This window comes from Erwinia persicina NBRC 102418, assembly GCF_001571305.1.
GTDB lineage: Bacteria > Pseudomonadota > Gammaproteobacteria > Enterobacterales > Enterobacteriaceae > Erwinia > Erwinia persicina.
Window position 1 is genome coordinate 206,868 of record NZ_BCTN01000003.1, and the last position, 23,779, is coordinate 230,646.

General features: G+C 52.3%; 29 protein-coding genes and 2 pseudogenes. 18 read left to right on the plus strand and 13 right to left on the minus strand.

What is annotated here, in order from left to right; all coding sequences use genetic code 11:
• Positions 1-21 precede the first annotated feature (21 nt).
• The gene (locus EPE01S_RS05590; protein WP_062743606.1) at positions 22-759 is read left to right on the plus strand and encodes a flagellar brake protein; all 738 of its coding nucleotides are present in this window, start codon (positions 22-24) and stop codon (positions 757-759) included.
• Between the two features lie 3 nt (positions 760-762).
• Here the strand turns inward: EPE01S_RS05590 and emtA are convergent, their stop codons facing one another.
• Positions 763-1,398, minus strand: a complete 636-nt coding sequence (gene emtA / locus EPE01S_RS05595) for a membrane-bound lytic murein transglycosylase EmtA (protein WP_084344162.1) — start codon at positions 1,396-1,398, stop codon at positions 763-765.
• 196 nt (positions 1,399-1,594) lie between these two features.
• Between emtA and ldcA the strand changes: the two genes are divergently transcribed.
• Positions 1,595-2,518 (plus strand): muramoyltetrapeptide carboxypeptidase, encoded by a 924-nt coding sequence (ldcA, locus tag EPE01S_RS05600; protein WP_062743607.1) that lies wholly within the window; start codon positions 1,595-1,597, stop codon positions 2,516-2,518.
• A gap of 20 nt (positions 2,519-2,538) precedes the next feature.
• Positions 2,539-3,213 (plus strand): MBL fold metallo-hydrolase, encoded by a 675-nt coding sequence (locus EPE01S_RS05605; RefSeq protein ID WP_062743608.1) that lies wholly within the window; start codon positions 2,539-2,541, stop codon positions 3,211-3,213.
• Here the strand turns inward: EPE01S_RS05605 and EPE01S_RS05610 are convergent, their stop codons facing one another.
• Positions 3,214-3,951, minus strand: coding sequence for a class I SAM-dependent methyltransferase (locus tag EPE01S_RS05610; protein ID WP_062743609.1), 738 nt, complete (start codon positions 3,949-3,951; stop codon positions 3,214-3,216).
• A 202-nt stretch (positions 3,952-4,153) separates the two neighbouring features.
• Here EPE01S_RS05610 and EPE01S_RS05615 point away from each other — a divergent pair, with 202 nt between their 5' ends.
• Together EPE01S_RS05615 and EPE01S_RS05620 are read left to right on the plus strand one after the other, a co-directional pair.
• A complete protein-coding gene (locus EPE01S_RS05615) occupies positions 4,154-4,399 on the plus strand; it encodes a DinI-like family protein (protein WP_062743610.1) in 246 nt (81 codons plus the stop codon).
• Between the two features lie 269 nt (positions 4,400-4,668).
• The gene (locus tag EPE01S_RS05620) at positions 4,669-4,908 is read left to right on the plus strand and encodes a hypothetical protein (RefSeq protein ID WP_062743611.1); all 240 of its coding nucleotides are present in this window, start codon (positions 4,669-4,671) and stop codon (positions 4,906-4,908) included.
• A 20-nt stretch (positions 4,909-4,928) separates the two neighbouring features.
• Here the strand turns inward: EPE01S_RS05620 and EPE01S_RS05625 are convergent, their stop codons facing one another.
• The 3 genes from EPE01S_RS05625 to EPE01S_RS05635 form a co-directional block, all read right to left on the minus strand.
• On the minus strand, positions 4,929-5,129 hold the full coding sequence (locus EPE01S_RS05625) for a hypothetical protein (protein WP_062743612.1): 201 nt from the start codon (positions 5,127-5,129) through the stop codon (positions 4,929-4,931).
• Positions 5,130-5,428: 299 nt separating this feature from the next.
• On the minus strand, positions 5,429-5,716 hold the full coding sequence (locus EPE01S_RS05630) for a phage holin family protein (protein ID WP_062743613.1): 288 nt from the start codon (positions 5,714-5,716) through the stop codon (positions 5,429-5,431).
• On the minus strand, positions 5,703-6,083 hold the full coding sequence (locus EPE01S_RS05635; RefSeq protein WP_062743614.1) for a putative holin: 381 nt from the start codon (positions 6,081-6,083) through the stop codon (positions 5,703-5,705). Before EPE01S_RS05635 ends, EPE01S_RS05630 begins: the two co-directional genes overlap by 14 nt.
• 243 nt (positions 6,084-6,326) lie before the next feature.
• Between EPE01S_RS05635 and EPE01S_RS23385 the strand changes: the two genes are divergently transcribed.
• Positions 6,327-6,464, plus strand: a complete 138-nt coding sequence (locus EPE01S_RS23385; RefSeq protein WP_157075995.1) for a hypothetical protein — start codon at positions 6,327-6,329, stop codon at positions 6,462-6,464.
• Positions 6,465-6,486: 22 nt separating this feature from the next.
• On the opposite strand, the gene EPE01S_RS05640 is transcribed toward EPE01S_RS23385, so the two are convergent.
• Positions 6,487-7,392, minus strand: a complete 906-nt coding sequence (locus tag EPE01S_RS05640) for a LysR family transcriptional regulator (protein WP_062743662.1) — start codon at positions 7,390-7,392, stop codon at positions 6,487-6,489.
• Positions 7,393-7,633: 241 nt separating this feature from the next.
• Between EPE01S_RS05640 and EPE01S_RS05645 the strand changes: the two genes are divergently transcribed.
• Positions 7,634-8,647, plus strand: coding sequence for a zinc-dependent alcohol dehydrogenase family protein (locus tag EPE01S_RS05645; RefSeq protein ID WP_062743615.1), 1,014 nt, complete (start codon positions 7,634-7,636; stop codon positions 8,645-8,647).
• A gap of 16 nt (positions 8,648-8,663) precedes the next feature.
• On the opposite strand, the gene umuC is transcribed toward EPE01S_RS05645, so the two are convergent.
• Both umuC and umuD read right to left on the minus strand, forming a co-directional pair.
• Positions 8,664-9,926 (minus strand): translesion error-prone DNA polymerase V subunit UmuC, encoded by a 1,263-nt coding sequence (umuC, locus tag EPE01S_RS05650; protein WP_062743616.1) that lies wholly within the window; start codon positions 9,924-9,926, stop codon positions 8,664-8,666.
• The gene (gene umuD / locus EPE01S_RS05655) at positions 9,926-10,348 is read right to left on the minus strand and encodes a translesion error-prone DNA polymerase V autoproteolytic subunit (RefSeq protein ID WP_062743617.1); all 423 of its coding nucleotides are present in this window, start codon (positions 10,346-10,348) and stop codon (positions 9,926-9,928) included. Before umuD ends, umuC begins: the two co-directional genes overlap by 1 nt.
• 520 nt (positions 10,349-10,868) lie before the next feature.
• Between umuD and EPE01S_RS05660 the strand changes: the two genes are divergently transcribed.
• From EPE01S_RS05660 to EPE01S_RS05670, 4 genes and pseudogenes are all read left to right on the plus strand, one after another.
• Positions 10,869-11,255: a VOC family protein gene (locus EPE01S_RS05660; protein WP_062743618.1), complete on the plus strand. Its 387-nt coding sequence runs from the start codon at positions 10,869-10,871 to the stop codon at positions 11,253-11,255.
• Positions 11,256-11,449: 194 nt separating this feature from the next.
• Positions 11,450-11,986 carry a GNAT family N-acetyltransferase gene (locus EPE01S_RS05665; RefSeq protein ID WP_062743619.1) on the plus strand — a complete coding sequence of 179 codons (537 nt, stop codon included), beginning with the start codon at positions 11,450-11,452 and terminating at the stop codon, positions 11,984-11,986.
• Positions 11,987-12,122: 136 nt separating this feature from the next.
• Positions 12,123-12,386 (plus strand): annotated as a pseudogene (locus tag EPE01S_RS22765) (site-specific integrase); the annotation flags it as partial.
• Positions 12,387-12,453: 67 nt separating this feature from the next.
• A complete protein-coding gene (locus EPE01S_RS05670) occupies positions 12,454-12,831 on the plus strand; it encodes a RidA family protein (RefSeq protein ID WP_062743620.1) in 378 nt (125 codons plus the stop codon).
• A 278-nt stretch (positions 12,832-13,109) separates the two neighbouring features.
• Here the strand turns inward: EPE01S_RS05670 and EPE01S_RS05675 are convergent, their stop codons facing one another.
• The 3 genes and pseudogenes from EPE01S_RS05675 to EPE01S_RS05680 form a co-directional block, all read right to left on the minus strand.
• Positions 13,110-13,484, minus strand: coding sequence for a hypothetical protein (locus tag EPE01S_RS05675; RefSeq protein ID WP_062743621.1), 375 nt, complete (start codon positions 13,482-13,484; stop codon positions 13,110-13,112).
• A gap of 193 nt (positions 13,485-13,677) precedes the next feature.
• Positions 13,678-13,825, minus strand: a pseudogene (locus EPE01S_RS24050) (replication initiation protein RepE); the annotation flags it as partial.
• A 396-nt stretch (positions 13,826-14,221) separates the two neighbouring features.
• Positions 14,222-14,818, minus strand: a complete 597-nt coding sequence (locus EPE01S_RS05680; protein ID WP_157075996.1) for a TetR/AcrR family transcriptional regulator — start codon at positions 14,816-14,818, stop codon at positions 14,222-14,224.
• Between the two features lie 117 nt (positions 14,819-14,935).
• Between EPE01S_RS05680 and EPE01S_RS05685 the strand changes: the two genes are divergently transcribed.
• A complete protein-coding gene (locus EPE01S_RS05685) occupies positions 14,936-15,691 on the plus strand; it encodes an SDR family oxidoreductase (RefSeq protein ID WP_062743623.1) in 756 nt (251 codons plus the stop codon).
• Positions 15,692-16,876: 1,185 nt separating this feature from the next.
• The gene (locus tag EPE01S_RS05690; protein WP_062743624.1) at positions 16,877-17,614 is read left to right on the plus strand and encodes a metallophosphoesterase; all 738 of its coding nucleotides are present in this window, start codon (positions 16,877-16,879) and stop codon (positions 17,612-17,614) included.
• A gap of 176 nt (positions 17,615-17,790) precedes the next feature.
• Here EPE01S_RS05690 and EPE01S_RS05695 read toward each other — a convergent pair whose 3' ends face one another.
• A complete protein-coding gene (locus tag EPE01S_RS05695) occupies positions 17,791-18,450 on the minus strand; it encodes a GntR family transcriptional regulator (protein WP_062743625.1) in 660 nt (219 codons plus the stop codon).
• Between the two features lie 169 nt (positions 18,451-18,619).
• On the opposite strand from EPE01S_RS05695, the gene EPE01S_RS05700 reads away from it, so the two are divergent.
• Both EPE01S_RS05700 and EPE01S_RS05705 read left to right on the plus strand, forming a co-directional pair.
• Entirely contained in the window at positions 18,620-19,099 is a 480-nt protein-coding gene (locus tag EPE01S_RS05700; protein ID WP_033768219.1) for an OsmC family protein, read from the plus strand.
• A gap of 202 nt (positions 19,100-19,301) precedes the next feature.
• Positions 19,302-19,763 (plus strand): SecDF P1 head subdomain-containing protein, encoded by a 462-nt coding sequence (locus EPE01S_RS05705; RefSeq protein ID WP_062743626.1) that lies wholly within the window; start codon positions 19,302-19,304, stop codon positions 19,761-19,763.
• Between the two features lie 154 nt (positions 19,764-19,917).
• Here EPE01S_RS05705 and EPE01S_RS05710 read toward each other — a convergent pair whose 3' ends face one another.
• Positions 19,918-20,505 carry a TetR/AcrR family transcriptional regulator gene (locus EPE01S_RS05710; protein WP_062743627.1) on the minus strand — a complete coding sequence of 196 codons (588 nt, stop codon included), beginning with the start codon at positions 20,503-20,505 and terminating at the stop codon, positions 19,918-19,920.
• Between the two features lie 134 nt (positions 20,506-20,639).
• Here EPE01S_RS05710 and EPE01S_RS05715 point away from each other — a divergent pair, with 134 nt between their 5' ends.
• The 3 genes from EPE01S_RS05715 to EPE01S_RS05725 are packed head-to-tail and all read left to right on the plus strand — an operon-like array spanning position 20,640 to position 23,774.
• Positions 20,640-21,836: an MFS transporter gene (locus EPE01S_RS05715; protein ID WP_062743628.1), complete on the plus strand. Its 1,197-nt coding sequence runs from the start codon at positions 20,640-20,642 to the stop codon at positions 21,834-21,836.
• A 27-nt stretch (positions 21,837-21,863) separates the two neighbouring features.
• Entirely contained in the window at positions 21,864-23,042 is a 1,179-nt protein-coding gene (locus tag EPE01S_RS05720; protein WP_062743629.1) for an MFS transporter, read from the plus strand.
• 48 nt (positions 23,043-23,090) lie between these two features.
• A complete protein-coding gene (locus EPE01S_RS05725; protein WP_062743630.1) occupies positions 23,091-23,774 on the plus strand; it encodes a hypothetical protein in 684 nt (227 codons plus the stop codon).
• The last annotated feature ends 5 nt before the right edge of the window (positions 23,775-23,779 follow it).

The window sequence follows — 23,779 nt, forward strand, 5'->3', positions numbered from 1 at the left end:
GGTATTCGACTGGAGCTGGATGTGAAAGAGGACGACAAAGAGCAGTATCTGAAACGTGGGCCGCTGGCCGTACTGGCCGTCCTGCGGGATCTTCTGGAAAACCAGACGCCGGTGATGGTGTCCCACGCGCGTGGCCAGTTTATCACGCGACTGCTGTATGCCGACAAAGAAAGCATGGTGCTCGATTTCGGCAGCAATGACTATGACAATCAGCTGGCCAGAGAGGCTGATAACCTGCACATCACGGCTGAAACCCGGGGTGCCAAGGTCGAATTTGCGCTGCACAGGCTGGGGACGGTTGAGCATGACGGGCTGCCGGCTTTTTCTGCCGACCTGCCGGAACTGCTCTGGATGATCCAGCGCCGCGAATTCTTTCGCGTAAACGCCCCGCTCAATCCGGTGTTTTACTGCCATATTCCCTGGCCTGACGGCTCCGGTGAAGGCCGGCTGCGCCTGCAGGACGTATCTCTGGGCGGCGTGGGCGTCCTTTCGGACAGCGCGCTGCCGGAGACACTGAAAACCGGTGACAGCATCAAAAAACTGCGCGTTGAGATGGGGGACTATGGCCGTTTTGAAGTGGATGCGCAGCTGATCACCATCGGTAAACGCAGCGTGGTGGGCAGTAAAAGTGAAACGATTGTCACCCCCCGTCTGAGCTTTCGCTTCCTGTCGCTGAATGCAGCACAGGAGCGGGCGTTACAGCAGGTGATCTTTTCGCTGGAACGGCTGGCGCGCGATAAAGCCAACCGTTTCCAGTAAATATCAGATGGTGCGGTAAGCGGTAGTCACTTTCCACAGGTAGCGCGGCGCCTGAGCCGCCGGATGTTTATTCTGCACATGCTGATAAAACGCTTCCGGAGTCATCGCATTAATCATCGCAATCGCCCGATCGCGATCGCGGGAGAACGTGCGGAGTAACGCCCCGGCCCCGTTGGCATAGGAGACGATGGTGGCATAGCGCAGGGTTTTCGGGTCCCGTATACCCGCCAGCTGCTGCTCCTGCAGAATGCGCAGATACGCGGTGCCAATGTCGATATTCTTCACTGGATCGCGCAGCTCTGATTTCGTCGGCTGCCCGCGCAGGCCCTGAGAACGATACACCTCACGACCGGCCGTTGAAGCCTTTATCTGCATCAATCCAACGGCATTCGACCTGCTGACAACCGTTGGATTGCCGCCCGATTCCACGGCAATGATCGCTTCAACCAGTTTTTGATCGACGCCATTCCGCTGTGCCGCCTGCTCGGTCATCATGGACCAGGCACTGGCCACCTGTGAAGGCGGAGCCTGTGTTAAGGGGGTGTCGGTCTGCCGGACAATGTTTCTGTGGGGTTCACTGGCACAGCCTGCCAGCAATAATGCTGCGATGATCGCCGCTGTTTTCACGCTTTTTCTCACGCTTATATTATCCTCTGAGCCTTAGCTTCATGACTATCATACGGAATTGCCACTTTCAGGAAATTGCCGTCACTCTTAAATTGTGCGGCCTACGGATGACTTCACGGCAGCAATTCGTCATCATCGACGTTATTCGACCGCACTGAATTACCATTAATTCACTGCGCACGCATAAAAAATCATCAAAGTGAGCGTTATGTCAACAATTCCACGTACTATTCATCTGGTTGCCCCTTCTGGCTACTGCCACAATCCTGCTGCAGCGGCGCGCGGCGTCGCCCGGCTGGAAGCGGATGGCCATCGAGTGAATAACAGCGGCATTATTGCCCGTCGTGAACAGCGTTTCGCTGGCAGCGATCGTCAGCGTCTGGCCGATATCAACGGATTAGCAACGCTTGACGTCTTACCCGACATTGTTCTGGCCGTGCGCGGCGGCTATGGTGCCACGCGCTTGCTGCCGTTTATCAATTATTCGGCCCTTCATGAGCGCCTGCTGGACGCGCCCCTCGCCCTCTGCGGTCACAGCGATTTCACCGCGATTCAGCTGGCACTGCTGGCACAAAACGGGCTACCCAGTTTCAGTGCACCGATGCTGGCGGGCAATTTCGGCTCTGAGGTTTTGTCTGATTTTACCGTCGACCACTTCTGGCGGGCGCTCACTTCGCCACAATTAACGGTAAACTGGACGACAGTATCACAACAGGTTCAGGTCGCTGGCACCGTCTGGGGCGGTAACCTGGCGATGATTGCCTCGCTGATTGGCACCCCCTGGATGCCTGATATTCAGGGGGGGATTCTGGTGATCGAGGATGTTAATGAGCACCCTTTTCGCATTGAACGTATGCTGCTGCAACTGCATCAATGCGGCATTCTCTCCCGCCAGAGTGCCATTGTTACCGGCAGTTTTAGCGGAACCACTTCGACGGATTACGACAACGGCTACGATTTCAACAGCGTCTGGAACCTGATACGCGATCTGACCGGCCTGCCAGTGGTCACTGGTCTGAAGTTTGGCCACAGTGCCGATACCGTCACTCTGCCCCTGGGCTCCCCAGGCCTGTTGACGGTGGAGGATACCGCGGCCTCGCTTCAACTATCAGGACATCCCGTGCTGCGCTGATCGTGGGGAGCACAATAATAATGAAACAGTTGTATGAAGATCTCTGGGTATCCACCCCCGAGTTTCCCGCCAGTGAGGATGAACCGGTCCAGGTTATGCACGGTTTTTTATTGCAGCATTTACGCGGGAATTTACTGATTTCGCGGGTGAGCAGCGCGGAAGACCAGCAGGCGATTGCCGATCGCGGCGGCCTCATCCGTCATTATCTGACCCACTGTCATGAGGCCTGCCCTGCCACGCGAACATTACAACAGCGGTTTAATTCAGCGCTGTACTGCCATGCACGGGCGTTAGGCCAGGTCAGCCACTTCGCCGAAGCCGATGCCACCTTTCATACGGCTGAGGTTCACTGCGGCAGTTTTCATGTGGTTCCCACTCCCGGGCACACCCCCGGCAGCACCAGCTATCTTTATGCGTCACCCTATGGCAAGACCTACCTGTTTGTCGGTGACACTGTCACTTTACACCGGGGGCGCTGGGTGACGGTGCTGGTGGAGGAGAGTAATGAAAACGACCTGCGGCAGACACTGGAATTTTATCGGGCGTTACGCCCGGATGTGATACTGATGGGAACCACTCTCGGCCACCAGGCGTGGCAGGAGGTGGATGTGCGCCAGTGGCTGGCACTGCTGGATGAGGCAGAGAATAACGTGCTGGATCTGCGCCATTCCGCGCAGCATACCAGCATCCACTGATCAGGCTTTGGGCCGGGTGACCGCCATAATAAACAGCATTGGCCGCTCCTGTTCTTCTGCCAGCGCAGGTTGCTGCGCGATCTGCTGCGGCGTGGGGCCCCACTCGTTGAGCGAATCAATGGTAAACCCGGCGGCAACAAGGTGATTGATCCAGCTTCCCAGTGTGCGGTGCTGCTTGATAACCCCGTCGGCAAACCAGTTAGTCACCCGCTGCCCTTCGCGCTGATAGTCACTGAGCGGCCAGCATTTCTGCTGTTCTCCGCTACTCAGCCAGCCCGGGTTACGGGGAGCCGTGTAGATCGGATGTTCGGCGGTGAAAATGAACTGCCCGCCGGGTTTCAGGGAGGCAAATACCGTCTGCAACAGCGCCGGCAGCGCTTCCACGTAATGCAGCGCCAGGGCACTCCATGCCAGATCGTAGCGCTGCGGGGGCAGGGTTAATGTTTCCAGATCCGCACGCCGCCAGTCAATCGCCGGGTTATCCCCCAGCGAGACCGCTTTCGCCAGCATTTTTTCCGACACATCGATTGCCAGTACGGCGTCGGCCCCCTGCTGACAGGCATAGCGGCTAAACCAGCCATAACCACAGCCCAGGTCGACCACCTGACGCTGTTTTAACGGGGGCAGGATCGCCTGTACCGCAGGCCACTCCGGGGCGCCTTCCAGGCCCAGTGTTGAGCGATTCAGCGTGGCATAACCGGCGAAAAAATCCGGGTTATCATAAATATTTTGTGTCATTGCTGGTTTCCTTTGCGTCAATGCTTCCGGTACTGAAGCCGTTATTTTAGCCCCGCCAGAAAACCAAAAGAACCCTCTTTTCAGCCCGTTCCCCGTCCCGTCAGGCTGTTTGCTGCCTTTATTGACCTCAGATAAGAAATAATGTTGTACCTGGCCTGAGATACCTGTATTTTTATCCAGCAAAAATGCACAAGGAGAAAAAATGTTTGTTGAACTGATTTATGACAAGCGCAATGTAGCCGGTCTGGCCAATGCCGAGCAGCTTATCCTTAATGAACTGGAAAAACGCGTACAGAAAGTGTTTCCTGACGCCGTGGTCAAAGTGAAACCCATGCAGGCTAATGGTGTGAAGAGTGACGCCAGTAAGAGTGATAAGTCCACGCTGTTGCGCATCATCGAAGAGATGTTTGATGAAGCCGATCAGTGGATGGTATCCGAAGAATTCTGATGCAAATATCGCTGGATGGGTCAAAAAAATTGATGAAAGGGCAGGATGATGAGGATGGTTTACTGGCATTCGCTGGAAATCATCCTATCCTTTAACTCATCAATTTCCCTGGTGTTGGCCCGCACTCAAGCTCTTAGCGGGCTTTTTTTTGTCTGAAATCGCCTTTCCTGTTGTCAGCCACGACTCTACCTTGCCTCTGCGCCTAAAGTTTCCCCGTCAGCTGCCGAAAAATTAACCAGCACAATAATAAGGTAATCATCGGGACAACTATGGCCACTATCTATATACCTTCACTTATGGGATTACTCAGTGATGCTGAGCGGCAGAAAGGGACGAGACTGACACGAGAAGAGGTGGAAACGCTGCGCGATTCTGTTGTCTGTGTAACCATTCCCGATACGATTGCCAGCGCGCTCGATCGCTCACAAAATTTTAGTGATACCGACCCGGAACACTGCTGGGAGGAGTGGTCACGCTACCGTTATCAACGGGAAGCCGCGCAGCGGTAAGTCAGTCAGGTCAGCAGACTTTAACGGCGGGCGTTCGCTGCCAGCTCTTCAGTCAGCAGATCGTGGACTTTTGCGGCAAACGCCGAACTGTCATGCAGCATCTGAATGGCTTCTTCAAGGGTTTGTGGTGGCATCTGCCCCACAATACGCCAGCCCAGGGCAATATTTTTGGCTTCTTCAAGCCGTTCAAATGGGTGTTCGCCAGATACAGACTCAGACACGATCTTCTCCTGATTTAACTTTTGGATCTATTTTACGTAGCCTGATGACGTCATCACAACCCCACCTCAGGATTTAAATTATTATCATGTTGTCTTTCAATAAGTTAATTATAAAAAAAGCGTAAGATCAGGCCATTACAGAAGACGGGCAGTATAAAATACATCCAGTTATTTCCAGAAAACCGCCTGCGCGTCCGGAATGCCCCTGCTTTTTATGGTTCTACTGGTGCGGTAATGACCCGCTCTGCGGCGGGTTTATCTGTCTGCACGCGAAGACGCTGTTCTTTCCCCCTTTCCTTTCAGCGCCGTGGACGCAGCACCTCGAAAACCTGGGCGACATTGCCTTTTGCCCGCCAGACAGCGGCACAAAATATCATGTTAATCGTCACCGCAGCCCAGTGCGTATGGGCATAAACGTCAAACAAAAAGCGGAACGGTACAGAGGCATACGCCAGAATAATCAGGTAAGCCAGCCACGACGCCCAGCGCTGATGCCTGGCTCCTGCCTTATAGAAAAACATCAGCCGCAGCACAATGGCCGAACACACCACCACATTAATGATGACCATAGGATCACTTGTTACCATGATGCCCTCCTTTCCAGCGTGCAAGCCAGCTTGCCGGATCCTGCTGGCTGAAAAATGTCAGCGTTTTTATCGCCAGGGCTGACAGCAGCACCGCCCCCAGACCATCCAGTGGCTTATCGCTGTAACCCAGGAGCTGTGCCAGCTTCGCTCCCACCAGACCTGCCCCATAGATACCCACGATCCACGACACCAAAAAGTATGCAGCGCGACGAATAACCTGGATATCCGCCGCCGTCGCCACATAAAACACCGCACCCGCAAACGCGCCGAACATGACACCGTAATCGGTTGTACCGATAAACCCGACCAGACTGGATCCCGAGGTCACCGCGGCTCCCAGACTCACTGCTGTGAATGTTGCTACCATATAGCCCCCTTTGCTGCACCCTCTTACCGATTCAGGGATAAAAAAAACCCGGCCAAAGCCGGGCTGAAAAACGATTACCGCCGATATGCCAGTAACGCTGTTTTATCAAGTTAACTCAGGTTTTGCGTACGCGTGAGCCGGGCCACAAAAACAGCATCACAAGTTGTGATCGCGATCAAAACAACATTGCTGGCACTGGAACAGCATAAACCCGGTGCTATTAACGGATCGTTAAGGAACAGTATGAACGCCGCATTACTCTTTGCTCTGTTGCTGATGGGGGGGCCACTGGTGGCTTTTCTGGTGATTATCAGCCTTTGTTTGCCTGGCATTGTGCTGGCGCGATGGCATCAACGGGACGCCCGTATCCCTCTGCCCTGACGGTAGCGCCGGCCGGTGGAAATCAGACGCCCTGCTGGCTGGCAAATAGCGCGGAAAACCAGTCGATAAAGACCCTGACCTTAGGCGAAAGGTAGCGCCTGTCCGGGTATAAAATGGACACCGGTTTCGTCACGGTGGCGTATGGCGTCAGCACCTCTTGCAACCGGCCGGTAGCGATAGACGGTTCCAGAGCGGTGCGTAGCGCATGAAGCATTCCTAACCCCGCCAGACCACAGGAAAGCAGGACGTCTGAATTGTTGACCAGCATACTGCTGCCAGGACGTCGCGCCACCGTCTCGCCGTCGACGACAAAATTCCACGCCATCACTTCACGACTGTGTTCGCTGAAAAAGTTAACCGCCTTGTGGTGTATCAGGTCGTCTGGCGTCAGCGGCGTACCGTATTTTTCCAGATACGAGGGCGCGGCGCAGGTGGCCATCCGCACACGGCCTAACCGCCGGGAGATAAAGCTGGAATCATCCAGTTCGCCGAGGCGGATTGCGCAGTCAATCCCCTCAGCGACCAGATCGGCCTTGCGGTCAGAGGCGGTCAGCACCATCTCTATATCAGGGTAAAGGCTCTGAAAATCAGCCAGCGCAGGCACCAGAATGCCATGCGTCAGGGCAAGCGGCGCGTCGATACGTAAACGTCCCCGGGGCGGCTGCGTGGGGGAAAATGACGCCATGAGATCGCTGACCTCAAGCAGCAGCAGCCTGGCCCGCTGATAAAACGCCTCCCCCTCTGCCGTCAGGCTCAGGCTGCGCGTGGTGCGGTGCAGCAGCTTAACGCCCAGATCCGCCTCAATCTGCTGGATCGCCCGGGTGACCGCAGGGCGGTGAAGTTGCAGTGCATCCGCAGCTTTGGTAAAGCTGCGCAATTCGACGACCTGAACAAACACCTTCATTGAATCAAGCATAGTGGGATGCATCATACCTCTTCACCTTCCTGATGAACCGACATCGCGCGACGCCTTTCACACATTATACCCGGGATCGCGTGCCCCGCTGGTGAGCATTGTTTCACTAACAGTAACACTGAAGTATCCGGGCGCCTCTTTTTCCCGCCCCCTGCCGTGACTATCCTGACCGGCAATGGGTGGCTCAGGAGTCTGACCGGGGCTGAATGTTTCAGCCCCCTCCCGACACCGATGATTAAGAGGAAGCACAACGATGAAAGCATGGTTACTGAAAGATTTTGGCCTTAACCACCTCAAGCTGGAAGACGTTCCTGTTCCGACGCCGGGTCCGGGTGAACTGCTGGTGAAGGTAGGTGCAGTGTCACTGAATTTTCGTGATAAAGCCATTGTGGAGGGATTCTACGAGCCTCACCGGGTCCCCGCCTCCCTCATTCCCGTCTCTGACGCCGCCGGTACGGTCGTGTCAACCGGAGAAGGTGTTACCCGCATCGGCATCGGCGATCGCGTGAATTCCCATCTCTACTCACGCTGGCTTGACGGCGAACCCGCCGCGGATGAGCCCGACTGGTGTACAGGAATGCCGCTGCCCGGCGGCCTCGCTGAATACATGATTATTCATGAAGACAGCGCGGTACAGGCCCCGGAGAATATGACGGATGAGGAAGCCTCAACGCTGCCGATCGCCGCACTGACCGCCTGGTATTCGCTGATGGAGGTGGGAAATCTGCAGCCGGGTCAGACCGTGCTGGTCCAGGGGACGGGCGGCGTATCGGTGTTTGCCGCGCAAATCGCCCATGCTTACGGCGCACGGGTGATCGCCACCTCCAGCAACGATGAAAATCTTGCCCGCATTAAAGCGCTGGGCGCTGATGAAGGCATCAACTATAAAACCCATCCCGACTGGGAAAAGAAAGTCCTTGAACTGACCGGCGGTAAAGGGGCTGACATCACGGTTGAAGTGGCTGGCGGTAACGGGATCAACCAGTCCGTTCAGGCAACAAAAGTGGCCGGCACGGTGGCCCAGGTGGGTTTCCTGACGGGCCAGACCGCAGAGCTGGATCTGATGTCAGTGATTTTCCGTCAGACCACCCTGCGGGGCATTGCCGTGGCGCCGCGCGCCGCATTTGACCGCATGAATCCGTTCCTGAACCAGCACAATATCGTGCCGGTGATTGAAAAGGTGTACCCCTTCAGCGAGGCGATTGAAGCATTTGAACATCTGTCGCGCGGCGCATTCGGTAAAATCGTGATCAAAATCGCTGATTAACGCCAGATAAGGGCGCTCATTTCGCCACCGGCAGATCGGCGTAGCGGGTCGTATAAGCGGGCGATAGCATCTCCCGCTTCATCGCCCAGGCTTTTTCAATGCCCTGTCCGGCAAACCACACTTTGCCTTTTCCTGACTGATTCAGTCTGTCAATGACCCCCATCAGCACTTCGCTGTTGAGGGGCGACGGGGAGGCGTCAAACAGGTTCATCTGCGCCACGCCCTGCGAGAAAAAGTCCCCCAGCATCACCCCGGCTTTCATATAACGATGCCCCTCAACCCAAATCCGGTCGAGTGCCTCCGTTGCCACGCGAAGGATATCCCGCGTGTCGTTCGAGGGCGTCAGCAGCGTGCCAGAGGCCTGATTACCATAGAACACTTCGCCTTCCGCATGGGGGCTGGTACGCAGAAAAACGCTGATAAACCGACAGTACTGGCCATCTTCCCGCAGCTTTGCGGCCGCGCGTTCGGCATAGGCGCACACGGCCTGCCGCATCTCGTCGTATTCCGTGATGCGTGAGCCAAACGATCGTGAACACATGATTTGCTGCCTGGCGGGCGCCAGATCCTCCAGCGTCAGGCACGGCTCACCGCGCAGTTCACGCACGGTTCGCTCCAGTACCACATTGAAATGTTTGCGAATGGTGCTGGTACTTTGCTCCGACAAATCTTTCGCCGTGATGATGCCCATCGCATTTAGCCTCTTACTGATGCGCCGCCCCACGCCCCACACATCTTCGACCGCGACTAACCCCATCAGCTTCCGCTGGCGCTCAACATCCGACAGATCCAGCACCCCGCCGGTCTTCGTCCATTTTTTGGCTGCGTGGTTGGCCAGTTTGGCTAAGGTCTTGGTAGGCGCAATGCCCACCCCCACCGTCAGATGCGTATCCCGCTTCACCCGCTCCCGGATTTCCCGGCCGAACTCGTCAAGGATCCGGCACTGGCGGACGCCCGTCAGATCCATAAAGGCCTCATCGATGGAGTAAATTTCGATAGCGGGAGCCATCTGCTCAAGGGTAGTCATCACCCGGTGGCTCATGTCGGCATACAGCGCATAGTTAGAGCTGAAGACGTGGATATTATGCTGTTTTATCTGGTCTTTAAGCTTGAAATAGGGAGCGCCCATCGGGATGTTTAACTTTTTGACTTCGGCACTGCGCGCAATAATACAGCCGTCGTTATTACTCAGTACAACTACCGCTTTGCCACGCAGATCGGGCCGGAATACGGTTTCGCAGCTGGCGTAGAACGAATTGACATCCACCAGGGCAAACATTAGCGGTGTATCGTCTTAATGACGTGCTTCACCACGCCAAAGATCTCAAACTGATCGGGGTCAGCAATGGGAATAACGGAATACGCCGGGTTCATCGGCCTGAGGGAAAGAGAGGGTGTGGTGATCAGCTGCTTGACGGTGAACTCGCCCGATAAGGCAGCGACAATGATGTCTCCATGCACGGCATTCAGTGCGCTGTCAACGACCAGCATATCGCCATCGTTTATCCCCGCGCCAATCATTGAGTCCCCGCTGACCCGGATAAAATAGGTTGAACTTGGGTGAGCAATAAGCAGATGGTTCAGATCCAGACGCTGCTCAACATAATCCTGGGCCGGAGACGGAAATCCGCACGGCACGCGCTCAATAAACAGGGGTAACGCGACAATCGCGTGAATATCGGCAGGCTTAAAAAACATCATGACTGTCTTCTCATTATTTACTGTGTTTATATACAGTATTATTGATCGACCAGCGCAATCAAGTTGATTCATGGACATTTTGGTAAAGCCGTTGGTGGAAAAGAAGATTTAGTTGGCAGCTGCGACATGCTATGAGGTCAACGTGAGTAAGTTATGCCGCCGAAAACCTCCGGGCATACAGGGTATAAGGATATGGCCGCCGTAAACAGCGCAGCCGTAAGGCTGAAAACTACGGGCTGACAGTCTAATGTCGTTACGCGTTGTCGTTATTTTTCGCCCATGCCTCATGTCGCGGTGAAGTGAGTCGTCGCTTGCAGAAGCTGTTCGCGACGACGCTAATGAGCCTGCTTTTCGCTCACAGCAGACGGCTTGTCCCGTTAGTCTGTCTGCCTGGTGCCGAAAGCGGACGTTAACAAGGCGTGTTATAGCGTGAGCTCTCAGGGGAAAATTAAAAACATGATAGCGTGTAAACTCAAGCCGGACTCCAACGTTTATGCAGTCTTTTCGCAAGGATCCCCACATGTTTACTCATATGCGTATTGCCAGACCCGTCACTAATCTTGAGAGATCTTTTCTTATGTACAGTCAGGGGCTGGGTTTGCACAAAATTGCTGAATTCAACGATCATCACGGTTTCAATGGCGTTATGTTAGGGCGGGAAGATTTAGACTGGCATATAGAATTCACTTTTTGCCATCACCATTCCGTTCACCCTTTGCATACTGAGGAGGATTTACTCGTTCTTTATTACCCGGATAAAGATGAATGGATACATGCTTGCGAAAGAGTGAAAAATGCCGGTTTCAGAATGGCAAAGTCATTTAACCCATACTGGGATGTGAACGGAAGGACATTTGTTGATTCCGACAGATACAGGGTGGTTCTGCAAAACAAGGGATGGGCATAAGCTCAAGAAATAAGACTAAGTTGCCACCTTCTTGCTGCAAGCTAAACATCCGCTTCTCGCTCACAGCAGACGGCTTGTCCCACTCCGCCAGGTGTCAGAAGCGGACGTTGCTCCCGTTATATGCATTTTTGGAAAAAGAGCTGTGCAAGGTGGTCAATATTAGCCAAACTCTGGCGCTAAGATAAGGAGAAATAATGATGACACAGCAAGCACCTCAACTTGAAACAGAACGCCTGATTTTAAAGCAATTTACACTTGATGATTTTCCGGCACTCAGAGAATGCTGGGCGACGCCTGAAATGGCGAAGATTAATGGCGGAGAAAATCCAACGGCAGAAATGGTCTGGACCCGCTTATTACGTTATATCGGGCACTGGCAGGCGTTAGGGTATGGCTACTGGGCAGTGTTTGAAAAAACGACAGGCCGTTATGCTGGTGCGTTTGGATTTCAGGATGCGCATCGTGATATCACGCCTGAGTTGCAATACCCTGAAGCTGGATGGACGTTGATTCCAGAAGTTCGTGGCAACGGTTATGCGTCTGAAGCACTGGCCGCAGTTTTACTATGGGCCGACAGGACATTCTCCTCTCCGGTGTGCTGTATTATTGATGAAGAAAACAAACGTTCAAATTATTTAGCTGAACGCTTTGGTTTCCAGTTTCAAAATCATGTTAACTATCGTGGTAAGCAGGTACGCATGCTTGTACGCGAGCAAGCAGCCAGACCATAAACCCCCATTTCAACCTGTTCATTTGATCAGACCGCCTTTGAAAAACTCCGTCGCCTGCCAAAAGTAACTGATTGATTTTAAAAAATAAGAATAAAGAGGCTTCATATCATCACTGCACATCTTGCCAACATCGCTAACCCGACAATACAATCGCATTTTTCATGGATGGGCAGCAAAGCCTGGCCCCGAAGATTCGCTGTGCAGCACACCTTCCATAAGAAGAACAAAACCTCACCTGCTTTACAAGAAAACCAAGCATCACCGGCTGCTCCAGCTTCTGTTGGGCCATAAGAAACCAGAGAGCACAGTCCGTTATCCGGGCATTGCAGTCTACGATTTTTTGGGCTGTAACAGCAGCCCTGCGCCAGAAGCGGACATGACATACTTTACACTATGCTAATCAGGATTGAGCATTCACAGTAGAATGGTATGGTTGTGGCCTGTTCCTTTTCAAAAAGGCCATCGGCATGAGTCATCTGGTAAGAAAAAATTACAGTGCGTTAGGTGAAGTAAAAGCGCCGTACGTCCATTCAGTAAAGCATGGCAACACGCTCTATATTTCCGGCCTGACCGCGTTTGGCACAGCGGCACAGCATGAAGGTATTGTTGAGCAGGCTGAGGAAATATTCAGCCAAATCAGGGAAATTGCCAGCGCAGAAGAGACAGATTTTTCAGCACTAATCAAAGTGACTATATTCATCACCTCTTTTGAGGAGATAGACGGGCTACGCAACGTGCTGTACCGAAATTACGGTGATCACCTGCCCGCCAGCTCGCTTGTAGAAGTCAGCCGCCTCTTTTCACCTGACCTCTCGATAGAAATTGAGGCTATATTCGGCCTTTGATTCATTGCTCATCGCCGGATAATGATAACTGTTCGGATCGAACGCCATTTTATCAAACCTTCTCTAAGACATAATGTCCGCTCTTCGCTCTAAGCGGACATTCCGGCAGGACGGGGGGCAGCTGTATGCAGGTTATAAGCCCGTCACCGGCGCTCCGGAAGCGACAGCAGGGGGTTATTCGTCCTGCTCTGCCAAATCCTCCTCACGCTCTCATCCGTTAAGCCCACAGATCCGTTTTCTGTAAGATCCGGAGGCCACCCGCTACCATGTGGTTATGCTCAGTCCTCTTCAACAACTGCTTTGATCAATGCATCAAGGGATGAAAAAACCTTTGCATCGTCAATGAAAGGATTTCCCGAGTCCTGTAGGTAAAATCGAGGCTCTGCCGTACGCTCCATTAATACTAAGCGACCGCCAGAGTCGTCACCAATCAGCAGGTGATCAGGAAACGACGCCGATATATCGTAGGCCTGTTGGCGTTCAACGATGGAGTCCGTGGAATGAATAATCACAAGGTCTTCGATCATCGCGCCGTCGCACTGCGCCCAGAATCGGATTATCCATGCGTCCGGTTTTATATCGCACTTCTGCATAGCCATAGCGATGTCTTCAGCACTTGCAGGCGGATTTTTGTAGTTGTAAAGCTGGCTCATTGGAGTACACCCGTTAAGTTGAATGAAAAGCCCGGGGCGGCAACGAATACAAGTGGGCAGCCTGTTTCAGGGCAAAAACAATCTGTTCTTCGGTGAATCGTGACTTTTTCACCGGCACCTCCTCCGTTCAGGGGAGTATTTATCATGCCGGGATTCTGTTTCTGAATGGAGCAGGATGTTGGATCAGGGTCAGACTGGTGATCTCCCTGGTTTCGCCCAGGCGGAACTGGGTAAAGCGGTTCTGCATGCCGACAAAGTAAGGGACAAGATACGGATTAAAATGGACGCTGTAGACGCCCCGTGCGGGACTGTGTGCGCTGGATGAACCACGGAAAGGATTCATTTATTGTTAATAGCCTTTTGTATAATGCCGGAGTAGAGGCCGTTTTTATCTTTATCTTTTCTTTCCCAGCATATCGTCTCGGTGAAGGAGATAAAGACCTTGATATGGTAAGTTACTCTCTTGTAAAAACTTTCCCGGATAGCGATCCTCGTTCAACACAACTGCCCCCCTGGGCTCCTAAGAAAGCTTTCAATCGTGTAGCCAGTTTTTTTAAAACTCACTAACTGTATGTATCCTTACTGTTTCTTCAGGAAGATATGTATTGCGACAGCAAAAAAAGAAGTCGTCTGGTTTATATTGTCGTGAGCAGGACTTACTGTTCTGTTTCATCAGGCACATCATTGCTGTTACCTTCAAAGGCATTAAAACCTGACAACGCAGATGCGATGCCTGTTCATACGGTACGTTGTGGCGCACCGGCGCGCAGCCCCGCCATAACAATGTTTATGAGCCAGGTAAGCCGGGGCCGCCAGTCGTCATTAAAATCAAGCTGCCATACCCCGGCAATTGCCAGGAAAAAATCGTCCGTGGTTACGCCTGCGTGGGTGGTTCCCGCTTTCTTATTTGCATCAAGCAGCGTCTGTGCAGCATTAATCACTGGAGCATAACCCGTATTCCCCGAACAGTTCCCGCCAACAGCTAGCGATACCCCCCGAATAGCATCAGCCAGGCCGGCTTTGGTCATAGCATACTCAGCAAGACGGATTATCCATTCACGCAATGCCTGCTCGGGCGTACGCGTTTTGAGCAAAAACTCTGCATACTGAGTGACCTGCAGCATTTCATAGCGGTAAACCTCCATCACCAGTACCTCCCTTGACGGGAAGTGTCGATAAAACGTTGCCTGTCCGACGCCAGCCCTTTTCGCGATCGTCGATAGCGGGACGTCAGCTGAAACAGTCAGTTCCTGGAGCGCAACAGTCAGAATACGTTCGCGATTCTGCTGTGCATCAGCGCGTGCCGGACGCTCCATTTTTTCTTTAGGTGCCACAACTCCCCCCATTCGGATGATTAAAACCTTGCTATACGGACAGTTGTCCGGTAATTTTTCTGAATCGGACAGTTGTCCGTTTATTATTCTACTCTTTTTATCTACTCGGAGAAACACATGAAAACTTCAGGTAATACGATTCTCATCACGGGTGCCACATCGGGTATTGGGCTGGGCCTCGCGGTGCGTTTCCATGAAGCTGGCAATAAAGTCATTGTGGCAGGTCGCCGTAAGGCATTACTTGATAAAATGACAGCCGACTATTCGGGTATGGAAGCAATCAAACTCGATGTTGCTGACGCCGAATCCATTATCCGGGCAAGCAAAATTGCAGCAGAGCGTTACCCTGAACTGAACGTTGTCATCAATAACGCAGGCATCATGTTGAGCGAAAATGTACTGGATCCGGACTCAGTGGATATTGCACAGCAGACCGTTGATATTAACCTGTTGGGCACCATCCGTATGACATATGCGTTCTTACCCCAACTGGTTAAAAATAACGACAGCTTCATCATTAATGTCAGCTCTTCTCTTGCGTTTGTTCCGTTTCCGATAGCCATGACCTATAGTGCCACAAAGTCTGCCGTACATGCGTTCACGGCGGGCTTGCGGGTACAACTTAGCGACACTCCCGTACGCGTTATTGAGTTGGCTCCTCCGGGGGTACGCACTACATTGTTCGGACAGGAAAATGACGAACATGCCATGCCCCTGGATGAATTCCTTGATGAAGCGCTAGGTCTCTTGTATGCCGATCCCACGCCTCATGAAATTATCGTTGAAAATGCCAAATATTTACGCACTGCTGAAGCGACAGGTAACTACGAAAGCGCACTTGAAATGCTTTCTTCATGGAAGGCTCCGGATTGATAATGCCGGGCAGAGCATACTCTGTGTCGTAAAAGCTGAGCGAAATGCTTGATCAGCGTTGGAAAAGCGGTTTCCTGTTATTGTCAGCAATATCCTGGGGGGAAGTGTTGAATCTGCTTTAGCGATAGTAGCGAACCATCGCTATTAGGAATAAGGAAGGGACGAGAAAGCAATATATATCAGGCTGTAAGCGGCTACGTCGAGCTTACGGCGCAGTCAGATACTTTACCCTGCTCTGACATCATCTGGCCCCTGAATGCCCCTTTAGCCATATTCAGGGGCTGCTCGCCTGCCTGGTTTACTTCAGGCCTACAGGGGAGCAACGGCCAGGGCCTTATCCCGAGCTGCTATTGCAGCGGTGATTTCACCGGCGATGGCTGCCGTATCAAACAGCGTGATCCCCATACGCCATTAACGGGTACAGCGATGGCCGGCATCCCGAACACGCTGAGGGTTTTCACGTCAGAGGATAAAGCATTCCCGCCACTGCCATTCTGACCACCGTTGTTTCCATTGCCACCGACAGGCGGGCCATAATTGCCCCCTCCGGGAGCACTCACGTTTATGGTTCCTTCACTGTCACTCATAAAAGCATCCTCGTAAAAATGGGTGATAAGCTCACTTACACAATTTTCACTGGCTTTATAAACAGTAGTGAAAGCCTGAAGTCATTTTTAACAAGGGGCAATTCAGAGGATCACCACACAACAAGGCATGATAACTGAGTGGAGATTACGGTCTGGATCAGACCGTTGTTATGTTCACCGAGATTAAATACATTGGAGCGAGCTATCTGATGTTTCTGGGTGGGAAAATGTTGTTAGGAACATTCATAAGCAAAAAAGGGGTCAGTTGGGAGATCGGAAATTATTGTACGTTAAGGTGGTTTTTTGTACCTCTGAGCTGTAGTAGAGCTTGACCACTTTGACAGGCAGCTTTGAGCGAGGAGCGGACCTTACGCATCCCTGCTAACATTGGCTCTGAACAGTCGGAATTGAACTTAGCGATTCATTGTGAATTCCCGACCGCCTTTTCAGCCAATCTGATTCACCGTAACTTTTGAATTACTGATCCTCATTAGTCTTTCCACTGTTGTCATAGTGGTGAAAAACATGAAATTGGAAACCGGGTTCATGGCCATGAATCACGGCCTTGTTCCCCACACAGTAATCGTATGAGGTCTTTATGCTGATAGCGCAGATTTCAGACATTCACGCCTCACCCGAAAATGATCATCTGTTTCGGTTTGACCAGGTACTAAATTGGCTTACGCATCTGAAACCGGATGTACTGATACTTACTGGTGATATTACGGATGGGCATTGGCAGGAAGGTTATAAACAGATAGCCGACCGCCTGAATCAGCAAAATTATCCTTCGTTGATCCTGGCAGGTAACTCTGACGACCGCAGTATGATGCGTTCTGTTTGGGGTGAGAATAGATGGGCGCACGATGCCCAAGGAGAGGCTCTGCACTTTGTCCATGACACTGGAGGCATTCGCCTGATTGGTCTGGATTCGACGATTGATTATAAGGATTACGGCAGTGTGGCTGACCATCTGGAATGGTTGGATAATCAACTTAGCGACGCAGACAGCCCTCCGTCATTGCTGTTTCTGCACCATCACGTGTTTGCATCTGGCATACCAACGCTAGATGAAACGATGTGCAGAGGTCTACCTGAGATGGAAGATTTGATTAGATGCGCCCCGGGCAGATTACTCGCCATTTCTACAGGCCATGTCCACAGACCAATAGCTGGTAAGTTTGCGGGCATACCTGCCTACATTTGTGGCTCCGTCTGCCCGGCTAATCCTGTCTGGTTTGGAACAGTAAATGTTCCTCCTGCGAATGACCCGCCAGCATTGGTGATTCACCGCTATGTCAGTAACTCTCTTACCAGTCACAACGTTTGCGTTTAACTGGCATTCAGAAAACGTATCGGTCTACTAAAGAACGACCTGATCCCCAGTGATTAACGCATAATGTTGCAAGAGAACAATATCCGCTGTTGGCACACAGTGGACATCGCCCTGCTTGCCAGTCTGCTTCGTGCCAGAAGCGGACGTTACAGCGGTAAAATTACGCTAATTTAGCATCAGTATGTCGCAGGTATTTCACGGCAAGGAATATAAGATTGCAGAGTCAGCCCTGCTGAAAGAATGTGTTTGACGGTATATTCGCGCGCACCGGCTGGGTCGTTCTGCTGACAGGCGCTTAAAATACGCTCATGTTCTACCTGAAATTTAAGGGTATCCGACACTAAACGAAGTTGAAAAACCTCATATCTTTCAATTTGTTGTTGTAACTCATTTATCATCTTCAGCAGACGCTGATTTTTACACTTTCGGTACAGTAATTCATGAAACTCCCGATTATATAAACCTTGCTGTACGGGGTCCGATGTACTCCCCAGAAATTTATGGACAAGCTCTGCTCGTTTAATCGTTTCAGAGTCGATGTACTGCATACTTTGAAAAATAGCCTCACCTTCCATCAAAGCCCGGAGCTGGTAAATTTCATCCACATCGGTGACAGAAAGTGTTTTTACTACCGCTCCACGGTTTCTGTAAACCTCAACTAAACCTTCCCGCTGAAGCTGCTGTATAGCCTCCCTCAACGGAATACGGCTGACAGAAAACCGGCTGGCAAGGTCCCTTTCAACCAGCCGATCTCCATCCTGCAATGAACCGTTGTTAATTAAACGTCTAAGCTCCTGGGCAAGCATGTCAGCGGTTGATAGAGAAACTATGCTCATTGAGTCTACTTTTTATAAAATAAATGGTATACCATTATTCCATAAACTCAGCTTTTATGACAACCTTGTAGGCAGATGCCCGTATCGTTCATTACGAATCAAGAAAAGTGGCCGATGCTTCGCGATTTTGAATGTATAGCTTCATCATTTAGAGAGGTTCGGCAAATTAATGGAACATGTTTATACGTCACATATCTCGTGGACAGGGAATTTGGGCACGGGCACATCGGGCTATAAGTCATATGCACGGACATGGGATATCGCCATAACCGGAAAGGAAACCATTCATTGCTCAAATGACCCACTGCTGGGCGGCGACCCTGGTAAAATGAACCCTGAAGATCTCCTGATATCCTCTCTTTCTGCCTGTCATATGCTGTGGTATCTGCATCTCGCCTCAGATGCTGGCATCACTGTGCTGGATTATGAAGACTCACCGGTAGCCACAGGTGAGGTTTTAAAAGGGGGGGCAGGTCGCTTTATTTCAGCCATACTCAGGCCAAAAATTACGGTTCAGGCCGGTATAAATCTCGATGCTGCAACGGCTATTCACCATGAAATTCATAAAGTCTGTTTTATTGCAAGATCAGTTAATTTTCCTGTTTTTTATGAACCTGAATTTATCATCAGTCATTTACCTTCCAGTTGAACACGATTCCTTAGTGATGCTTATGCCTGCTCAATAAGAGGGAATCAGCAACACTGAGAGGCGTGTAGCTGAATCAACGTGATTAGCGAGGCAAAGACTAATAGTTTTTGTGCCAGCCTGATGTCCGCTCTTCGCGCTAAGCGGACATCCCGCAGGTGTATACCTGCTGTGTGCCAGGAACTGATGTTGCTGAAATTGCGATATGCTAATTTATGAGAAGCCGATTGGCTTCCTTTTATTAGGGTTGATTAAGAATTATATCAAAAACAAGGGGATGATGATGCATATCAAAGCTGGGGCGTTGTTAATCGTAGCACTCATTCCATTGACATCGGTTGCAGCAAAAGGCGATTTTGATTTTTCGATCTCAGGGGAAAAGACGTCCTTCGACTCTGGATGTGTAGAGTCCATTGAATATGTTGAGGCAGATGAAGTGGACAATGAGAATATCATCATGCGATTCACCGATGAATGTGGGAAGAAATTATCGACCATGACCCGGCAGAACATCGGAAAGCAGATGACCATTGCCTATGACGGTAACAAACTTACTTCCGCTATTATTGCCTCGCGCCTGAGCACGACTTTCAGAATTTCCGCAAAGGGAATACCCAGGGTGCTGTTGATGAAAATATTTAATGATTATGGAACAGTTATTCAGTGACTGGGACAGAGTGGAAAATAGTCTGGAACAGACTCATCGTCTAAAGAGCCCCAGGAAATTTAACGTCCACTCTGCGATCAACGCGGGTCAACACGCCTTGATGATCGCTTGTCACCAGTCGCGGCCCCCCTCCCCGCGCATGTCAGCCTGATTGTCAGCCAGTCCGTCGCAATCCGCGAAGTAGCAGGTTCAGCGCGGTAATGCTCTGTGTCAGCTTCGTATTGCTCTCATCACCGTCAGCAATCCAGAATGCCGCTTCTGCCAGACTCCCGTAAATCAGAGAGGCCAATCCCTCTGGGTCGACATCTTCCACCACACCTTGCTGAACCAGATCGTGAATCAGGCCCCGCATGGACGCCAGGCAATGACGCTGTGATTCAGGGGAAGCCCCCCCCAGCACCGCTTTGGCATCACGCAGCACAATACGCTGAAATTCAGGCTCCAGCGCCATCTCGAGGTAAGCCCGGCAGCGGCTGCAAAACCCCTCCCACGGATCGTCTGCAGCACTGGAAATCGCCTGCAGGCGTTGGTCCATCTCGTCATCGATCTGTTCCACAACGGCCGCCAGTAAGCCTTTTTTGTCACCAAAATGATGATAAAGCGCACCACGGGTCAGCCCGGCCTGCGCCGTCAGGTCATCCATTGAAGTATCAGCGTAGCCATATTCACGAAAAACCTTACGGGCAGTGGCTAACAATGTGGCTCTTGTCTCTTCCATTTCAGCGCGGGTCCGGCGAACCATACTTTGCTCCTTACATACGACATGAATGATTATTTACAAACACTCCGTATGAATATACGATTGGATTCATACGCGTTGTATGTATTGTCGCTTTGTCACCGCGTTGTGGCAAGCAAATGCTACCGGAGATGATGATGGCTAATCTGTATCGAGACCTTTTTACTGCGCCTGGCGCGGCACATTTTGCTATGGCGGGTCTGCTCGCACGCATCCCGCTGCCGATGACAGGCATCGGAATTATTACTCTGTTTTCGCAACAGTACGGAGGCTATGCGCTGGCGGGAGCCCTGGCCGCCACCTTTGTTCTGACCTACGCCCTGCTTTCACCGCAGATTTCCCGCTATGTGGATCGTTATGGGCAGCACCGCGTTTTGCCTGCAGCTACGGCGATCAGTGTTGCTGGTTTTGTCATCCTTATCGCCTGTTCCTGGTGGCGTGCTGCCAGCTGGGTCCCGTTTACCGGCGCATTACTGGCGGGGTTTATGCCCAGTATGTCGGCCATGGTACGGGCACGCTGGACGCTGCTATACCGGGGCCAGCCGCGTTTGCAGACAGCCTATTCGCTTGAAACGGTGCTGGATGAACTGACGTTTATTGTTGGCCCGCCCCTCTCGATTGGCCTTTCCCTCACGCTGTTTCCCCAGTCGGGTCTGCTGCTCGCCGCACTTTTGCTGTTTTCAGGGGTGTTTGCCCTGGTGCTACAGCGCGGAACGGAACCCCCGGTAATGACCGTCTCCTGCGGCAAAATGGCCCCGGGTTCGGTCATCAGGATGACCAGCGTACGGCGGCTGGCGCTGCTGATGGTGGCGATGGGCGTCATTGTCGGCACGGTGGATATCGTGAGTGTCGCCTGGGCTGTTGAACGGGGGCACCCGGCTGCGGCCAGCCTGGTGTTATCCGCCTATGCCGTGGGTTCGTGTTTATCCGGATTGATCTATGGCTCGCTCAAACTGAAAACTCCACTCCACCGGCTGTTGTGGCTGGGCGGGCTGGCAACGGCCACGACCACGGTCCCACTGATACTGGTCACCCATCTTACTGCGCTGACGGCAGCCGTGCTGGTGGCAGGCCTCTTTTTCGCCCCGACCATGATCGTGGCCATGTCACTTATTGAACGCCAGGTTGCTGAAAGCCAGCTCACAGAGGGCATGACCTGGCTGCTGGCCGGGCTGAATGTAGGCGTTGCGCTGGGCGCGGCCCTCGCCGGTCAGGTTGTCGACAGCGGGGGAGCCCGGGCGGGGTTCTGCGTCGCCTTAGGTGCCGGCACCGTGGTGCTGCTTATGGCCTTTTTAAGCTATTTAACCCTGCACAAACAGGATTATCGCGCCTGATTGCGTGCGCTTTTTAGGATCTGAATGATGAATACATGTTCTGCCATGCAATGCGTTCGCAACCCCTGGACAGCGGTTATCGCCGTTGGTCTGGCGACGTTCTCTGTGGTGACAACAGAAATGCTCCCGGTGGGTTTGCTGACCGCCATCGCCGGTACGCTCAACATGACCACAGGAAGCGCAGGTCTGATGATCTCCCTGCCCGCCTTGCTGGCCGCTTTATTTGCGCCATTCGTCGTCATTGCATCGGGTGGAACAGATCGCCGGTGGATACTGTGTGGCCTGCTGGCGTTGCTGGTTGTGGCAAACCTTGCCTCCGCGCTGGCGCCTAATCTGATGGTGATGCTCGCCGCCCGCATCCTGCTCGGCTTCTGCATGGGTGGGATATGGGCCATCGCGGGGGGGCTTGCTTCGCGTCTGGTTCCGGAGAAGGCTATTGGCCTGGCAACCGCCATCATCTTCGGTGGTGTTGCTGCTGCATCGGTATTGGGCGTCCCCCTGGGGGCGTTTATTGGCGATGTTATGGGCTGGCGCTGGGCATTCGGCATCATGACCCTTTTCAGCGCACTGGTGCTGGCACTCCACCTTGCGGTGATTCCGTCATTGCCCGTTACGGGTTCGGCTAACCTTAGCCAGTTCATTGCTCTGCTTGGCAACCGCAAAATACAAGCGGGCGTGTTCCTGACCTTACTACTCGTAACAAGCCATTTCGTCGCCTTTACCTTTGTGCGCCCGCTCCTGATCTCAGTGTCAGAATTTGATACGCAGGGGATAGGTGTCATCCTGTTCGCCTACGGTATCGCTGGCGTTGCAGGTAACTTTCTGGCGGGTATCACCGCAGCACGCTATACAATATTCACCCTGATCGTGATGGCGGCTGGGCTGGTGTTAACGCCGTTACTGTTCATTACCGCCGGGCAATCGGTCACGGGAGGAAGTGGTGTGGTCATCTTCTGGGGGCTGGCTTACGGTGGGCTTTCGGTCGGACTGATGACCTGGATGATGAAAGCCGCCCCCCGCGCCGTGGAGATTGCCGCTGCGCTGTATGTCGGGGTATTCAATGCCGGAATTGCGCTGGGAGCCTGGATCGGGGGGCTGATCGTCGATAGGTTGGCCCTGACAGATACACTCTGGCTGGCCTGTGGGCTGGCGGCGGCCGCGTTACTTCTGGCCGTGGCTGCTGGCCTGAATCGGGGAAATACGTAATAAGGTCAGCTCCTGCCATGGCGGAGGAGAAATAAGTAGAGGTTTGTCATGACATTAATACGTCTGCAAGACATGTATCGTTCTGCAAACGAGAACACCATCGCAACGTGGACGAAAAATGCCGGGATCGGAGAAATCAGAGAAGAAAACGACTACGATCCGGTAAAACTGGCCCTTGCAGCAGGCATACGGCCGCCTTTGTCCTTGTCTGTCTCAGGTCTTATGGATGAATTGAAACGACTAACAAAGGAGGATCCGCTTGCCGATATTCTGCCAACACACGGTTTCCATTTCACCTTCTTACCCCTGACGCTGCCGCTGTATAACGTTAACGAGCGATTGCCCGCGAAGGTGGATCAATTAACAAATATCTGGACTGGATTTCATGCGAAAAAAATTGTTATCAGGGATCTCCGACTAGTTGCGTTACCCAGGCAGTTGTTGCTTGCGGGCATTCCAGAGCATCCTGCCACAACCATGCGCCAGTCATTCTGCGAAAGGATTCTGGATTCTCAGTGGAAAAATGAGGTGCTGATGCGTCATACCGGCAGCCCATTACCGGCCCCCTTCTGGCACAGCACTCTTCTACGTTACGGTGCTGCTTATTTACCCGCAACGGTACGTCACTTTTTTATTGAACGTCAGGCTATTAATTTTGGCGATGTTGCCGGGGAATTGACCTTAGCAAGGGTCAACTACAACTGGACAAAATGTTATCCATTAAACGATTAACTGAG

Excerpts from the sequence above, each read along its gene's own strand:
- ldcA (WP_062743607.1), top strand. The coding sequence starts at position 1,595 with ATGTCAACAATTCCACGTACTATTCATCTGGTTGCCCCTTCTGGCTAC.
- EPE01S_RS05605 (WP_062743608.1), top strand. The coding sequence starts at position 2,539 with ATGAAACAGTTGTATGAAGATCTCTGGGTATCCACCCCCGAGTTTCCC.
- EPE01S_RS05610 (WP_062743609.1), bottom strand. The coding sequence starts at position 3,951 with ATGACACAAAATATTTATGATAACCCGGATTTTTTCGCCGGTTATGCC.
- EPE01S_RS05615 (WP_062743610.1), top strand. The coding sequence starts at position 4,154 with ATGTTTGTTGAACTGATTTATGACAAGCGCAATGTAGCCGGTCTGGCC.
- EPE01S_RS05620 (WP_062743611.1), top strand. The coding sequence starts at position 4,669 with ATGGCCACTATCTATATACCTTCACTTATGGGATTACTCAGTGATGCT.
- EPE01S_RS05630 (WP_062743613.1), bottom strand. The coding sequence starts at position 5,716 with ATGGTAACAAGTGATCCTATGGTCATCATTAATGTGGTGGTGTGTTCG.
- EPE01S_RS05635 (WP_062743614.1), bottom strand. The coding sequence starts at position 6,083 with ATGGTAGCAACATTCACAGCAGTGAGTCTGGGAGCCGCGGTGACCTCG.
- EPE01S_RS23385 (WP_157075995.1), top strand. The coding sequence starts at position 6,327 with ATGAACGCCGCATTACTCTTTGCTCTGTTGCTGATGGGGGGGCCACTG.
- EPE01S_RS05640 (WP_062743662.1), bottom strand. The coding sequence starts at position 7,392 with ATGCATCCCACTATGCTTGATTCAATGAAGGTGTTTGTTCAGGTCGTC.
- EPE01S_RS05645 (WP_062743615.1), top strand. The coding sequence starts at position 7,634 with ATGAAAGCATGGTTACTGAAAGATTTTGGCCTTAACCACCTCAAGCTG.
- umuC (WP_062743616.1), bottom strand. The coding sequence starts at position 9,926 with ATGTTTGCCCTGGTGGATGTCAATTCGTTCTACGCCAGCTGCGAAACC.
- umuD (WP_062743617.1), bottom strand. The coding sequence starts at position 10,348 with ATGATGTTTTTTAAGCCTGCCGATATTCACGCGATTGTCGCGTTACCC.
- EPE01S_RS05660 (WP_062743618.1), top strand. The coding sequence starts at position 10,869 with ATGTTTACTCATATGCGTATTGCCAGACCCGTCACTAATCTTGAGAGA.
- EPE01S_RS05665 (WP_062743619.1), top strand. The coding sequence starts at position 11,450 with ATGATGACACAGCAAGCACCTCAACTTGAAACAGAACGCCTGATTTTA.
- EPE01S_RS05670 (WP_062743620.1), top strand. The coding sequence starts at position 12,454 with ATGAGTCATCTGGTAAGAAAAAATTACAGTGCGTTAGGTGAAGTAAAA.
- EPE01S_RS05675 (WP_062743621.1), bottom strand. The coding sequence starts at position 13,484 with ATGAGCCAGCTTTACAACTACAAAAATCCGCCTGCAAGTGCTGAAGAC.
- EPE01S_RS05685 (WP_062743623.1), top strand. The coding sequence starts at position 14,936 with ATGAAAACTTCAGGTAATACGATTCTCATCACGGGTGCCACATCGGGT.
- EPE01S_RS05690 (WP_062743624.1), top strand. The coding sequence starts at position 16,877 with ATGCTGATAGCGCAGATTTCAGACATTCACGCCTCACCCGAAAATGAT.
- EPE01S_RS05695 (WP_062743625.1), bottom strand. The coding sequence starts at position 18,450 with ATGAGCATAGTTTCTCTATCAACCGCTGACATGCTTGCCCAGGAGCTT.
- EPE01S_RS05700 (WP_033768219.1), top strand. The coding sequence starts at position 18,620 with ATGGAACATGTTTATACGTCACATATCTCGTGGACAGGGAATTTGGGC.
- EPE01S_RS05705 (WP_062743626.1), top strand. The coding sequence starts at position 19,302 with ATGCTAATTTATGAGAAGCCGATTGGCTTCCTTTTATTAGGGTTGATT.
- EPE01S_RS05710 (WP_062743627.1), bottom strand. The coding sequence starts at position 20,505 with ATGGTTCGCCGGACCCGCGCTGAAATGGAAGAGACAAGAGCCACATTG.
- EPE01S_RS05715 (WP_062743628.1), top strand. The coding sequence starts at position 20,640 with ATGGCTAATCTGTATCGAGACCTTTTTACTGCGCCTGGCGCGGCACAT.
- EPE01S_RS05720 (WP_062743629.1), top strand. The coding sequence starts at position 21,864 with ATGAATACATGTTCTGCCATGCAATGCGTTCGCAACCCCTGGACAGCG.
- EPE01S_RS05725 (WP_062743630.1), top strand. The coding sequence starts at position 23,091 with ATGACATTAATACGTCTGCAAGACATGTATCGTTCTGCAAACGAGAAC.